This window comes from Psychrosphaera sp. 1_MG-2023 (genome assembly GCF_030548245.1).
Lineage (GTDB): Bacteria > Pseudomonadota > Gammaproteobacteria > Enterobacterales > Alteromonadaceae > Psychrosphaera > Psychrosphaera algicola.
The window spans coordinates 196582-210172 of record NZ_JAUORW010000006.1; the positions used below are offsets into that span (position 1 = coordinate 196582).

Consider the following 13591-nt stretch of genomic DNA (forward strand, 5'->3'; position numbering starts at 1 on the left):
TCCGCATTTTAAGTATTGGAAGCGTAAGTTTGGTACAGTAAATCGTCGCTTGCTTAGCATACCGAGAGGGTAGGAAATACGCCCTCATACGCTGCGTTTGAACCTCGTAATTACCAGCCTCATCCGGTATTATCTAAACCAATAGAATCCGCTTGAACTATGAGAACAAAAGGTATGAAGTACTGTGCAATATTGTCGATGGACAGTTTGGAAGATTTTGAAGCGTATGATCATCTAATCGAACCTCATTTGTTAGCTCGTGGGTGGCAAACAAGTACAGTATCGTGGCGTAAAAAAAACGTCGACTGGTCACAATATGATATTGTATTAATTCGTACGCCTTGGGATTATCAAGAAGATGCAGACGCGTTTTTGGCGGTATTAACTGACATCGAACAATCAACCGCACGACTTGAGAACAGCTTTGAGATGGTTAAGTGGAATATCGACAAGATTTATCTGCAACAACTGGAACAGCAAGGTGTACCTCTGGTTCCAACCATTTGGCAGTCCCGGTTAGGCAATAATGCTATCAACCAAGCGCAATTAGACAGTTGGTTTAGTGAGTCAGGTTCTGAGCAAATGGTATTAAAACCACGAATAAGTGCAAATTCCGACAATACCTTTTGGCTTAAAAAGAGTGAAAGTTGTTACGACTTCGAACAGCTAAATAGTGCATTCAGTGAACGTGATTTTATGATACAGCCTTTTGTTCCTGCCGTAATAGAAGAAGGTGAGTATTCACTATTTTATTTTAATGGTGAATACAGTCACGCGATTTTGAAAACGCCAAAAGATGAGGACTTTCGAGTACAGGAAGAACATGGCGGACGTTTAAAATTGATCACGCCAGAGGCTAAGTTAATCGCAAGTGCTGACCACTGCATGTTTGCCATAAAACAAACGCACGAAATGCCACTGTATGCGCGCCTTGATTTGATCAGGTTTAAAAATGACTTTGTTTTGATGGAAGCTGAGATGATTGAACCATCCCTATATTTTAATATGGAACCAGCTTCAGCGGAACGATTCGCTGATGCATTTGTAACTCGGATGACGGCTCTTTTGAGCTAAATATAATTAAGTTAAAAGGCGGCTATGCCTAAGTACAATTGGTAACTAAATACCAAATAAGTCTGGATGTGCAAATAGGTTTTAACTCAAAACTCTATGATTGGTTATTCTTTAGGGCGATTGCTTTTTTTGCCCCATTTACGCCTAACGAACTGAATTTTGGAAGGATCTTTTTTCCAGCTTTGGTATTGATTATGAACCCCTTTGGTTAAGCGTTGTGAGTAGCTTTCTAACAAGTCCACACCAACTAATATGGCAACCACTACAAACGACATTAAAATCGCGGCACCAAACGTACCTTTGGCTACTATTACGCCAATAGCGGCTAATACCCAAATGGTCGCGGCAGAGGTTACGCCAACTACAGCCCCATCTTTTGCCAACATGACACCGGCACCTAAAAAGCCAACGCCGGTAATAACTTGGCCAATAATACGAGAAGGATCAGACATCTCGACCGAAACGCTGTCTGCGGCGGCAACAAATATATAGGTACCTACGACGATGAGAGATGAGGTTCTTATGCCCACAGGTTTACCACGGTATTGGCGTTCAAAGCCAATCACAGTGCCACAAAGGACAGCCGTTAATACGGCAAGCCAGCTGTACGGTGATATATCGAAGATCTGTTCAGTTATCAAAATAAGCTTTTTAAAATTAGTGGGTAACGGAATAGGAAACTTTTTTCCCAAATAAATTATGCGACGGTATTTAACTACGAAAGATAAAACTCATTTACGCTTTACGTTGCAATTGTAAATAAGGCGGTTGAATGAGAAACACTCGACACCGCCTGTATTCTAATATTGTCTAATTTAACGACTTACTCGATCAATTATAGTTATCGTAATCATCATCAAACAGGTCACGTCGTTTTTTTGCTTCAATCTTTTTACGAGCGGCACTGTTGTGTAAACTCCGATAACGCTTTGACTGGTGATGCAATGACGAGTCAAACTCATCATTAAAATCTTCATTTTTCGACGACCAGGATATGTCACTATTGGTTTCGTTGGCTTGTCTAAAATTTCTACTCATTAAAGTTCTCTTAAAATAAACGTAAGTCATTTACGTACTGTAAATAATGAAGACTGTTTGTTAAAAACAAAAGCAATATATATTTATTCGTACGATTAAAATTGTTTGTCGATAGGTTATTGGGGTATAGCCCAAAGTTTATATTTGGTCAAAAAATCGTCGCTTTTATTTAATGTTCGACAATAAAAATTGATGCTTATAACAAAAAAAAACAGTTGGATTATTGACCCCACATATGGAATTTTATACGCCTATTATTACTTGCAAATGACTAAGTTTGCATCGAAAAACAATTTTAATTTAAGAGTAAAAGTTAAAGATGACTACCGACAAATTAATGTCTACAACTGAGTTTTGCCACGACCGAGTTTCGGTATTTAATGTTGGAGACGAATTTTGTTCTGAAACCGAAATACAAGCGGTTAGCACCGATCAACCACAAACACGTTTTCGTGACGCGGTGCGTGTTGTTGCTGATCAGGGCGAGTATTGGTTATTTGATTATGGTGTTGTTGTATTTTGGGGCATGGATGAAGAAGAGATTAAGCGTCTAGTCGCTAAATTTGTAAAACAGTCGGAATCTAACTTAGAAAAAATCGAAGAACACTATCTGTTTGGTTTCGCCAATGAAATAAAAATAAGCAAAGATTTTATTACCTTGCCTGACAATAATCCGTTATCACGTTTGGCGGTTTCACATGCGTTGGCGCAGTCGATTAAGTTGGTAGAATTTGAGCAAAATGCGCAAAATACCATAGTGAATCATTCACATTTACCCGAAACGTTAGCTAAGTCGGGTAAAATCGCTTTGTCTCGTAAACACATCGCCAAAATTCGAGGCATGTTGTTCCGCACAAAAAGCGACATTATTTTGCACTATGGGTTGCTCGATACCCCAGAGTTCTTTTGGGAATACCCAGAGTATGAGCATATATATAATGCGCTCGCTAAATACATGGATATTCATCCGCGAGTTGAATTGTTATCTAAAAAGCTCGAAACCATTCATGAATTGTTTGAAATGTTGGCCGATGAGCAAAAACATCAACATTCGTCGTTTTTGGAGTGGATTATTATCATATTAATCGCTATTGAGATTGTGATCTATTTTGTTGAATTAGCAGCGTAATTTGCCCCTAAAGCGACTTTGATTTTTTGGAATAGTACCAGAAAACAAAGTCGTTTTTTTGTTTCTAGGCCTTGTTTAACCTTAACGGCATTGAGCCTATTCGCTATTGAAATGTCCTATAAAAACTAGCAACTTCCACCCCTGACTAAAAGTTTTCGCTGTCTAAATCGTTGAACTAAGAAACTCAGGCTTTACCCGAATAAACGTCATCTCATCACGTCATTTTAAGCTGAATATTTGATTGTTAAAAAAATATTAAAATTCCCCTTGCTTTAAATCTAAATGATAACTATTCTCATTTGTGTTGGGTTGGTTTTGATATGTGAGGCATTGATCTCAGCATTCAAGCTCAATGCGGTGGCCACTAACTGGTTTTTAGAATTAAGTCTGCGGACGGTGGCTCGATGAAATTTGCTAAATAATGGATATTGTAATCAGATGCTAAATAAATTTTTATGTGCACCTCATCGTCAGGAACTTACGGATAAACCAGAAAAAGCGAAAGCCTATTGCTGGAAGGGGTTGGAGACAGGTCAAAACTTGTCGGCTTTTGGTCATAAACGTGACGCACTTGCTCACTTTGGCTGTGCTTTCGAAACAGCTGAGATTGTAATGAGCAGTAGGGTAATGCCAGCCCTCGATGCAATTGGAATATTTAATGCGACATCTTGTGCATTTATAGCTTGTTTAAAAGAATTAGGTTATCACGAACAGTCTCAAGCGGTTTTAAATATGTGTATTGACCGACTGTTTGCTGAATCATTGGCTTTTCCCAGATTGACGCCCACTATTCAAACCTTAGTTATTTCATTACAGGACTTTTCACTGCGAAATCGTCGGAGCAGAGAGCAGGTAAGAAAAGAAATTGGTTTTGACTATGATAATTTAAATTACAGTTTTCCTGTTCAAGCTACTGCGACAAAGTTATTTCACTAAAAGAGGCTCTAGAATGAATACACATCCTCAAACTGAACAAACCGTAAGTTTACAAATAAATACATCGACATTGCTTAGATTAATTCGAGAAAACGGGGTTAGACTTAACGACATTCATTGTTTGGACAAACAGTCCAAAGAAACGGTTCGACAGTCATTTCTTCAAAGTATGCTGCGCCAAACGACGTAGCCTAAAACAAGATTTTGATAACAGGAATTTGCAATGAAAAAACCAGAGGTTTGGCCGTAAGTTGCAGGTAAAGAGAAGCAAATAAGAGAAGTAAATACGAGAAGAGAAGTGCTAAAGCAGCGGCAGAATGTTAACACTGCGGAACGGATCACTCTAATAGTGGTTATTAGGATATTACTCGACTCATTAAATTTCCTGCTAAAACAAGTCGAGTCATAAAAATGTAGGCTAACGCTTTTGGTATCGCGTTAAACCTACTTTTTATTGTAACCTTGAGGTCAAACTACGCTTCAACAGGCTTCTTGAGTGTTGCATTGAGTACGAGATAACCGATTATTCCCGATAACAAGGAACCGATTATTATCCCAAGGCGTTCATCGAACAGCAGATTAACGCCGGTTTCTTCAAACGCTAACGATCCGACAAATAAACTCATGGTAAATCCAATACCACAAAGGGCCGCCGTACCATATAGTCCGCCCCAGGACATGCCCTTAGGTAATTGAGCAAAATTCATCTTGATGCATAACCAACATAAACCAAATATCCCAATTTGTTTACCAGCAAACAAGCCTAATGCAATGCCGATAGGGACATTATGAAACATCTGTTCAGTAGTGACGTTGGCAAAACTTATCCCTGCATTGGCAAAGGCAAAAACAGGTAATACAAAAAAAGCGACAATGGAATGTAGATCGTGTTCTAGTGATTTTAAAGGACTGTGTTCAGGATCGTCTTTGGATCGCATAGGTATAAACATGGCCAGAACAACACCAGCTAACGTGGCATGGACGCCAGATTTTAATGTGGCAATCCACATAATAATACCAATCAAAATATAGGGGCTATTCGAGACGACATTCCGTTTATTTAGTATCGCCAAAATTGGAATACAGAGTGCGACAACAATTAGCGCCAGAAGTGAAATTTTTGACGTGTAAAACAGCGCAATGATGATGATGGCACCGATATCGTCAAAAATGGCCAGAGAAGTTAAAAATATCTTTATGGAAATGGGTACTCGTTTGCCCAACAAGGTTAAAACACCCAACGCAAATGCAATGTCTGTTGCCGCAGGGATTGCCCAACCTTTTGCCGCTACTGGATCCGCACCGTTAAAATAAAGGTAAATAGCGGCAGGCACTAACATACCGCCAATAGCACCCGCGCCAGGAAGAATAATGTTGCGCTTATCAGACAATTCACCTTCAACTAATTCGCGTTTTAATTCTAACCCAACGAGGAAAAAGAAGACCGCCATCAACCCATCATTTATCCACAATAACAGCGGTTTAGCTATTTCTAATGCGCCCACTCTGACTTCGACTGGGGTTGATAAAAAGAGCTGGTAATAAGGTTCTAATGGCGTATTAGCGATGATGATTGCTGCTGTAGCTGCAATAAAAAGTAAAATACCACCGGCGGATTCCATTTTAAAAAACGACGTTATAGAGCTGTGTAAGGGGTTAGACATTTGGGTTCCTTTAATAGATATGCCAACTATAAATAACACATATGTGGAATATAAGACACTTTAATGGCGATGTGTTAAATGTATTTAACGTTAAACTGCATTAATTGGCTTAATCTCAAGTTTAGATTATTTTTGAGTAAGTACCTAAAGTGATTGATAAATATATTAGATGATTTGGTATTAATGCTTACCTGTACAAATGAACTGTCGTATCATTTGGACAGACTTTACAGTTTAACATTCATTACTAAGAAGAAGCTCGATAGCATGACACAAATAAAAAGCATCTTAATCACCGGCTGTTCAACAGGCATTGGCTTCGATACCGCAACAACGCTCCACGGTATGGGTTTTGACGTTTATGCAACGGCTCGCAAAGCGCAGGACGTCGACAAATTGCGAGACTTAGGATTAAAGGCAAAATTATTGGATTTGGCCGACGAGGCAACTATTAAAACATCGGTTCAGTGGGTACTTGATCAAACCGACGGAAAACTCGACGCACTGTTTAATAATGGTGCTTATGGTCAGCCGGGGGCCATCGAAGATTTGCCAGTAGAAGCATTGCGAGCACAATTTGAAACTAATTTTTTTGGCTGGCATCGATTGACCCAAATGGTCTTAAAAATAATGCGCGAGCAAGGTTATGGTCGCATTATCCAAAATAGCTCAGTACTTGGGTTAGTTGCTATGCCTTATCGAGGGGCTTATAACGCATCAAAATTTGCAGTGGAAGGTTACACTGACACCTTACGTTTGGAACTTAGAGGGACAAACATTCAAGTAAGTTTAATTGAGCCGGGGCCAATCGATACTGAGTTTCGAGCCAATGCACTTGAGAAAATTAATGAATATATCGATATTGAAGGTTCAGTTCACTGCAAAGCATACAAACCGCAAGTAGAACGGTTAGCTAAAAAACAGGTTTCTACCGCGTTTACATTGCCGCCGTCGGCAGTCACTAAATCGGTTATTCATGCTATTACGGCTAAAAAGGCGAAACGCCGCTATTATGTCACTACTCCAACTTACTTAATGGCTTGGTTTAAACGCCTGCTACCTACATCATGGTTAGATGCGATACTAGCAAAGAACTAATGTCATGCCGCTTATTTGTGGCGGCAAACCGGGCAGTCAGAGCGGCGATTTAATTTGAATTTTTGAGTCGCCATGCCCCAGGCATCAAACAACATAAGTTGATTCAAATTGTTGTACTCGCCCAATATTAAACGCAATGTTTCGGTGGCTTGTAAGCTTCCTAAAACCCCCAAAATAGGGCTGAAAACACCAGCGGTTGAACAGTTTTGTGGGGCGTCAACCGACTCTGGGAACAAACATTCGTAACATGGCGAGTCCGCTATTGAAAAATCAAAACTAATTAATTGGCCACTCGCTTGAATAGCAGATGCTGAAACAAGTTGTGTTTGGTGTTGTTTACAAGTCGCGTTAATTAAACGCCTGGTTTTTACATTGTCAGTGCAGTCTAAAACCACATCGTGACGTTCAATTAAAGCGGCCAAGTCAAAATTGAATATTGACTCTGCGATAGCGTTAATCACAATTAAAGAGTTTTGTAAGGAGAGCTTTTGCTGAGCAACAATTGCTTTTTTCTCGCCAATGTTATTTTCACCATATAATATCTGACGCTGCAGATTACTGCTTTCAATAGTATCGTGGTCTACCAAAGTTAAGGTGCCAACACCTGCAGCTGTTAGATATTGAGCAGCAGGGCAGCCTAAGCCGCCCAACCCAATAATAAGTACTCGGCTATTTTGGAATGCCAACTGACCTTGTTCACCAATTTTTTCCACCATTACATGTCGGTGATAACGCAAAAATTGTTTGTCCGTTAGATTTGCCACTGAGTTATCCTTTTGCCAATAGCTTATTAAATGCAACTACCGCTTGTTCTGGATCATCCGCTTCGGTAATTGCTGTGACAACGGCAATTGAGCCTACGCCCGTTTTAATTACTTCGGTAGCTCTTTCTAATGTTATCCCACCAATGGCAACCATCGGTGTATCGAGGTTAAGTTCAACCAATTTTGCTAAAGTATCGACGCCTTGTATTTGACCGGTCATATCTTTTGTGCGGGTCGGAAAAATAGCGCCAACAGCAAGATAAGAGGGTTGGTATTCTTGTATTTTTAACATTTCGTAATGGCCATGGGTACTCACGCCAAGCTTAATACCGGATTGCTTGATGGCATGTAAATCAGCCATCTGAATATCTTCCTGTCCAAGGTGAACGCCATAAGCTTTGTGCTTAATTGCTAATTCCCAGTAGTCGTTAATAAACAAACGAGCTTGGTATTGTCGGCCCAGTTCTATGGCTTGTATAACAGACTGTTCAAGGTCCCTACCAGTTAAGATTTTTTCGCGATATTGAATGGTTTTAATGCCCGCTTTGAGTAAACGTTCAATCCAAGCTAAGTTATCTACGACGGGATATAACCCCAGTTTTTGCTCGTCTATTTGAGCGAAACCTGAGGTAAAAGTATCAACCGGATGGGCGCTAAGTGCGGGTTCCCAATCAAGCTGCAATGCCAAGTCACTATTTGAAACTAGCACCTTAGGGTAGTCTTGGCGTTCACGCGGCCAAGGTCCTTGCCAAATCGGGCCATACGGACCTTCATAGTCTTTAGCCAGTCTTAACCCCTGATTGATATAGGCTTTTGCTATAGTAAACGCGTCGCGTAACAAATAACCTTGAGCCATCAAACTGGCTAAGGCAGAGGCAAAAGTGCAACCGCTACCGTGGGTATGTTCGGTATCTATTTTGGGACTCGCAAGCCAATAATGTTGATAACCATCGTGGCAATAATCGACGCAGTAACGCTCGTCAATATCGATGTGTCCGCCTTTGATCAAAACCGAGCTTGGGCCTAAATTAAGGGCTTGTTGCGCGGCGTTTTCCATGCAATCCCACGAGAACACATAGACGCCAGTGAGTTGCTGCAACTCTTTGTTATTGGGGGTGAGTACATCTACAACAGGCAGTAAATGTTGTTTTATTGTGGGGAGTATGTCGTCTTCCGTTAAGTTGCCGCCATTTGAGGCAACAGCAACCGGGTCGTAAACAACAATAGGCGCAAAGTCCCATGTGGTTTTGTAATGGGCGATTTTCTCTGCAACTAATTCGACTTGCTCGGCATTGGCTAAAAGACCAATTTTAATGACGAGAGCCGGCTTCTCTTGTTCGAGAGCGTCAAATTGAGACTTCATTACGTCAATGGAGACGGCATTAATCTCGATAACCCCAGCGCTATTTTGAGCCGTTACTGCGGTAATTATAGAACAGGCTTCAGCCCCCAAATTATGAATGGTTTTGCAATCGGCTTGGATCCCGGCACCGCCGGTACAGTCGCTTCCGGCTATGGTCCAAACAATTGAATTGGATAACACTGACATTACTCCTGATGCCAAAACGGCATACCCATTGTGGGTGTGCTGGGTTGGGCAATTTGTTTTTCTGGCATTCTACCAGCTAAAAACCCTATGCGACCAGCGTCGGCAGCATATTTAAATGCCGTCGCCATTAACACCGGATCTGTTGCCTGTGCAACGGCACTGTTTAATAGAATTGCATCATAACCTAATTCGAACGCCTGCACCGCATGGGATGGTAAGCCAATACCTGCGTCAATGATAAGTGTTGTATCGGGTAAACGATGACGAATGGTTTCTAGCGCATAAGGGTTAAGTAAGCCCTGTCCTGTACCGATTGGCGCACCCCAGGGCATAATGACTTCACAACCTAAATCCGCTAATCGGCGGCACAAAACCAGATCGTCAGTACAGTAAGGGAGAACTTTAAAACCATCCTTGAGCAAAATGTCGGTTGCTTTAACCAACTCAAATGGGTCGGGTTGTAAGCTGTATTCGTCGCCAATTAATTCTAATTTTATCCAATCGGTTTGAAACAATTCTCGCGACATTTTTGCCAGATTCACCACTTCTTTTACCGAATGGCAACCAGCTGTATTTGGCAATAGGGTGACATTCAGTTCTTTAATCTGCTGCCAAAATTGTTCGCCACCATTATCTTGAGGAGATTGTCGGCGCAGCGATAAAGTGACAATTTCACTGCCACTTGCTTCAATCGCCTGCCTCATCACTTTAATTGACGGATAAAGTGCGGTACCAATTAATAGGCGACTATCAAACGTATCACCGTAAATAGTGAGTTGAGACATACGTAGCTATCCTCCAAAAATAGGTGATACAACATCGACCTTGTCATTTTCTTTTATCAAGGTTGTTTGATAGTTGTTGTTAGCAACAAATTCGCCATTTAACGCAACGGCAAAAGGTGGCTTAACCGCAAAATGGACCAAAATGGACGATAAGCTTAATGCAGATTTTGTATCTAGTTGTCTTTGATGACCGGCCACATCGGTTAATTCTATCGAATGTGGTTCACCATTAAAAAACAGTTTCATGTTGTTAACCTTTGTATATGATCATCGACATTGATTTGTTGCTGGCGCGAAAACAGCTCAATAGTTTCGCCTTGCTCTTCCAATAGTCGTAGAGTTTGATCAACCAAACAGGGCGTTAATAAATAGCCATGACGGTACAAACCGTTAATTTGAATATGCTTAGACTTTATGATTATCGAAGGTTCATTGTCGAGTAACGTTGGTCGTAGTCCGGTTTGAATTTCTATCACTTCCGCTTCAGCAAATCCTTTGTGAATACTATACGCAGCACTTAATAATTCTAAAGTAGAACGTACACTCGGGGCTTTGTTGTCTTCTGATTCTATTTCAGTGGCACCGATGACATATTGGTCGTCGGATTTAGGCACAATGTACAGGGGATATCTAGGGTGCATTAGACGAATTGGACGTGTTAATGTTACTTCAGGCGCTCTAACTCGAACGACTTCACCGCGAACACCACGCAGGGGGTTGTCAGGTTTTAATAAAGTGTGTTTTGCACCTAAACCACGGCAGTCGATGACCCAGTCAAATTGCCATTGTTGCAGGTTATTATTCACATCCGATACTCGATTATCGTCAATACGAACCTCTGTTTCTTCAAAGCATGTGACCTTACTTGATAACAATTTTTTTTCGAGTTCTTGGTACAAGAGTCGATTATCAATATGACCTTCATTTGCTAAGAACAGTGCGGAGCTAAAGTTTGGGGGGATTTCCGGCTCAATTTCTTGTATTTGCTCATTGTGTAATGTCTGGATGTCCTGTGCGTGTCGACACCTTACCCGTTGTGTAAAATGTCGAAGGTCATTAACGTCTTGTCTGTGAGCTAAAATCAATGTTCCGGTTTGTTGGAATCGCGTTTCTAAATCCAATGCGTTTAACATCTGAGGCCATAATGTCAAAGACTGATGACCCATTTCGACAATGCTGGCCGATGCCACAACCGATTCAGCCGTAGGGGCAACCATAGCCGCAGCTATTCTTCCTGTGGCACAAGCATCTGCCAAGTTGCCCTTTTCAAACAGGGTAACTTGGTGACTTTGACTCAATGACAAAGCGAGGAACCGGCCAACAAGGCCAGCCCCCACAATCGCAATAGTAACCAAAATATCCGCCTTATTTGGCTAGTTGATAAATTTCAGATCCTTTTGATCTAAATTCATCCGACATTTTTTGCATGCCTTCCTGGGCGGCTATTGCGTCAATTGCTTCATTTTCAGCGGCGATTTTTAACTCTCGATCAGCTTCAAAGTCCACCATTTTGATATCTATGTCAGCTTCTAAGCCTTTTGCATAGTCACGCACTTCCTGGCTTATCTTCATTGAACAGAACTTTGGACCACACATTGAACAGAAGTGAGCAACTTTGCCTGACTCCTGTGGCAAGGTTTCATCATGATATTCACGTGCTCGGTCTGGATCTAAACCTAGGTTAAATTGATCAAACCAACGGAATTCAAAGCGGGCTTTAGATAACGCATTATCACGAATTTGCGCACCTGGGTGGCCTTTTGCAAGGTCTCCGGCGTGTGCTGCAATTTTGTAAGTGATCAAACCTTCTTTTACGTCTTCTTTATTTGGTAAGCCTAAGTGCTCTTTAGGTGTTACGTAACACAACATGGCACAACCGTACCAGCCTATATTTGCCGCGCCAATGCCAGAGGTAATGTGGTCATAACCCGGTGCGATGTCTGTTGTCAGTGGGCCTAAAGTATAAAAAGGCGCTTCATCACAGTGTTTTAATTGCTCTTCCATGTTTTCTTTAACCATGTGTAATGGCACATGACCCGGACCTTCGATCATGACTTGTACATCGTGTTGCCATGCGATTTTGGTCAACTCACCTAACGTTCTAAGCTCGCTAAACTGCGCTTCGTCATTGGCGTCGGCAATTGACCCTGGACGCAGACCGTCACCAAGTGAAAACGAAACGTCGTATTGTTTACAGATTTCGCAAATGTCTTCAAAGTGAGTGTATAAGAAGTTTTCTTGATGGTGGGCAAGGCACCACTTGGCCATAATGGAACCACCACGGGAAACAATGCCGGTAACGCGTTTTGCCGTCATAGGAACAAATCGTAATAAAACCCCGGCGTGAATAGTGAAATAGTCCACTCCCTGCTCGGCTTGTTCTATTAACGTATCGCGGAAGATTTCCCACGTGAGGTTTTCTGCAACACCGTTAACTTTTTCAAGGGCTTGGTAGATAGGGACAGTTCCAATTGGTACTGGTGAGTTACGAACAATCCATTCGCGCGTTTCGTGGATATAACGGCCAGTGGATAAATCCATTACCGTATCGGCGCCCCATTTGGTAGACCAAACTAGTTTTTCAACTTCTTCTTCAATAGAAGAAGTGACCGCAGAGTTACCAATGTTGGCGTTGACTTTAATTAAGAAGTTGCGGCCAATGATCATCGGCTCCGCTTCTGGGTGATTGATATTGGCCGGAATAATAGCTCGACCTCGGGCGACTTCGTCTCGGACAAATTCTGCGGTGATCTCATCAGGCATATCTTTACTGCCAACTACCGCACCAAAGCTTTGGCCGGGGTGTTGCTGAGTAAGTGTTTCGTCTTTAAATTTTTGCAGTTTTAGGTTTTCACGAATGGCGATGTATTCCATTTCAGGTGTGATAATCCCCTGTTTTGCATAATGCATTTGGGTGACGTTTTTACCGTCAAGGGCTCGGCGAACTTTTGGCAGGTTTTCAAACCGAATGTGGTCTAAACCTTCATCCGCTAACCGTTGCTGACTATAACCAGAAGTTGCGCCTTCAAGTACATGAGTATCGTTGCGCGCCGCAATCCATTCATCGCGTAGTTTAGGTAAGCCGACATGCACGTCGATATTGGTATCTGGGTCAGTGTAAGGTCCTGATGTGTCGTAAACACGGATGGGTTCATTCGGTTCCAAAATTGGATTTTTTTCATCCCCGCCCACTAAAGAATCGGCAAGGGCAATTTCACGCATACCAACTTTGATATTGTGCGTTGCACCTTCTACGTATACTTTTTTTGAATTTGGGAAGTTTTGATCCGAGCAATTTTTTAGAAATTCTTCGGCTTGAGCACGGCGCTCACGACGAGTTAATTTAGTCATTTTTTTCTGCCTTAAGTAATGGTTTACAAAAGACGGAGTGTAGATCTCAGGTAGGACAAATTGTTTTACCCTTGTTTCCTTCGCTGAAATTACTCAGATCAGGTTCTACGGATCCCGCTACAATGCGATCTCAGCCCATGACAAAATAGGGCACTCCGACAAGTCAAAATCATCTTACGATATAGAACGCAGTGAGGGAAGAC

The 13591-nt window shown here is 41.6% G+C and carries 14 protein-coding genes and 1 riboswitch; of the genes, 5 read left to right on the forward strand and 9 right to left on the reverse strand.

The genetic code is table 11. From position 1 onward, the window contains the following. Window positions 1–174 precede the first annotated feature (174 nt). Window positions 175–1074, forward strand: a complete 900-nt coding sequence (locus tag Q4575_RS07705; protein WP_303522102.1) for a RimK family alpha-L-glutamate ligase — start codon at window positions 175–177, stop codon at window positions 1072–1074. 104 nt (window positions 1075–1178) lie between these two features. Here Q4575_RS07705 and Q4575_RS07710 read toward each other — a convergent pair whose 3' ends face one another. Beyond that, window positions 1179–1718, reverse strand: a complete 540-nt coding sequence (locus Q4575_RS07710; protein ID WP_303522206.1) for an MgtC/SapB family protein — start codon at window positions 1716–1718, stop codon at window positions 1179–1181. Window positions 1719–1905: 187 nt separating this feature from the next. After that, window positions 1906–2112, reverse strand: a complete 207-nt coding sequence (locus Q4575_RS07715; RefSeq protein WP_215963521.1) for a hypothetical protein — start codon at window positions 2110–2112, stop codon at window positions 1906–1908. A 319-nt stretch (window positions 2113–2431) separates the two neighbouring features. Between Q4575_RS07715 and Q4575_RS07720 the strand changes: the two genes are divergently transcribed. The 3 genes from Q4575_RS07720 (at window position 2432) to Q4575_RS07730 (ending at window position 4367) form a co-directional block, all read left to right on the forward strand. Further along, window positions 2432–3241 carry an RMD1 family protein gene (locus tag Q4575_RS07720; RefSeq protein ID WP_303522104.1) on the forward strand — a complete coding sequence of 270 codons (810 nt, stop codon included), beginning with the start codon at window positions 2432–2434 and terminating at the stop codon, window positions 3239–3241. A gap of 438 nt (window positions 3242–3679) precedes the next feature. Further along, window positions 3680–4177, forward strand: coding sequence for a hypothetical protein (locus tag Q4575_RS07725; RefSeq protein WP_272180447.1), 498 nt, complete (start codon window positions 3680–3682; stop codon window positions 4175–4177). Window positions 4178–4190: 13 nt separating this feature from the next. Beyond that, window positions 4191–4367: a hypothetical protein gene (locus Q4575_RS07730; RefSeq protein ID WP_215963523.1), complete on the forward strand. Its 177-nt coding sequence runs from the start codon at window positions 4191–4193 to the stop codon at window positions 4365–4367. 283 nt (window positions 4368–4650) lie between these two features. Here Q4575_RS07730 and nhaA read toward each other — a convergent pair whose 3' ends face one another. Further along, window positions 4651–5841, reverse strand: a complete 1191-nt coding sequence (gene nhaA / locus Q4575_RS07735) for a Na+/H+ antiporter NhaA (RefSeq protein ID WP_215963524.1) — start codon at window positions 5839–5841, stop codon at window positions 4651–4653. A 267-nt stretch (window positions 5842–6108) separates the two neighbouring features. On the opposite strand from nhaA, the gene Q4575_RS07740 reads away from it, so the two are divergent. After that, complete coding sequence (locus Q4575_RS07740; protein WP_303522111.1) at window positions 6109–6939, forward strand: SDR family oxidoreductase; 831 nt, start codon at window positions 6109–6111, stop codon at window positions 6937–6939. An 11-nt stretch (window positions 6940–6950) separates the two neighbouring features. Here the strand turns inward: Q4575_RS07740 and Q4575_RS07745 are convergent, their stop codons facing one another. Genes Q4575_RS07745 through thiC form a run of 6 tightly spaced genes read right to left on the reverse strand, consistent with a single transcriptional unit; the run spans window position 6951 to window position 13388 of the window. Beyond that, a complete protein-coding gene (locus tag Q4575_RS07745; protein ID WP_303522113.1) occupies window positions 6951–7703 on the reverse strand; it encodes a HesA/MoeB/ThiF family protein in 753 nt (250 codons plus the stop codon). Between the two features lie 4 nt (window positions 7704–7707). Beyond that, window positions 7708–9252, reverse strand: a complete 1545-nt coding sequence (gene thiE, locus Q4575_RS07750) for a thiamine phosphate synthase (RefSeq protein WP_303522115.1) — start codon at window positions 9250–9252, stop codon at window positions 7708–7710. Beyond that, complete coding sequence (locus Q4575_RS07755; RefSeq protein ID WP_215963528.1) at window positions 9252–10037, reverse strand: thiazole synthase; 786 nt, start codon at window positions 10035–10037, stop codon at window positions 9252–9254. Before Q4575_RS07755 ends, thiE begins: the two co-directional genes overlap by 1 nt. Before the next feature lie 6 nt (window positions 10038–10043). Then, on the reverse strand, window positions 10044–10283 hold the full coding sequence (thiS, locus tag Q4575_RS07760) for a sulfur carrier protein ThiS (protein ID WP_272180444.1): 240 nt from the start codon (window positions 10281–10283) through the stop codon (window positions 10044–10046). Further along, the gene (thiO, locus tag Q4575_RS07765; RefSeq protein WP_303522208.1) at window positions 10280–11395 is read right to left on the reverse strand and encodes a glycine oxidase ThiO; all 1116 of its coding nucleotides are present in this window, start codon (window positions 11393–11395) and stop codon (window positions 10280–10282) included. Before thiO ends, thiS begins: the two co-directional genes overlap by 4 nt. Before the next feature lie 7 nt (window positions 11396–11402). After that, entirely contained in the window at window positions 11403–13388 is a 1986-nt protein-coding gene (gene thiC, locus Q4575_RS07770; protein WP_303522117.1) for a phosphomethylpyrimidine synthase ThiC, read from the reverse strand. Window positions 13389–13446: 58 nt separating this feature from the next. Continuing rightward, a riboswitch (TPP riboswitch) is annotated at window positions 13447–13556 on the reverse strand. Window positions 13557–13591: the final 35 nt, after the last annotated feature.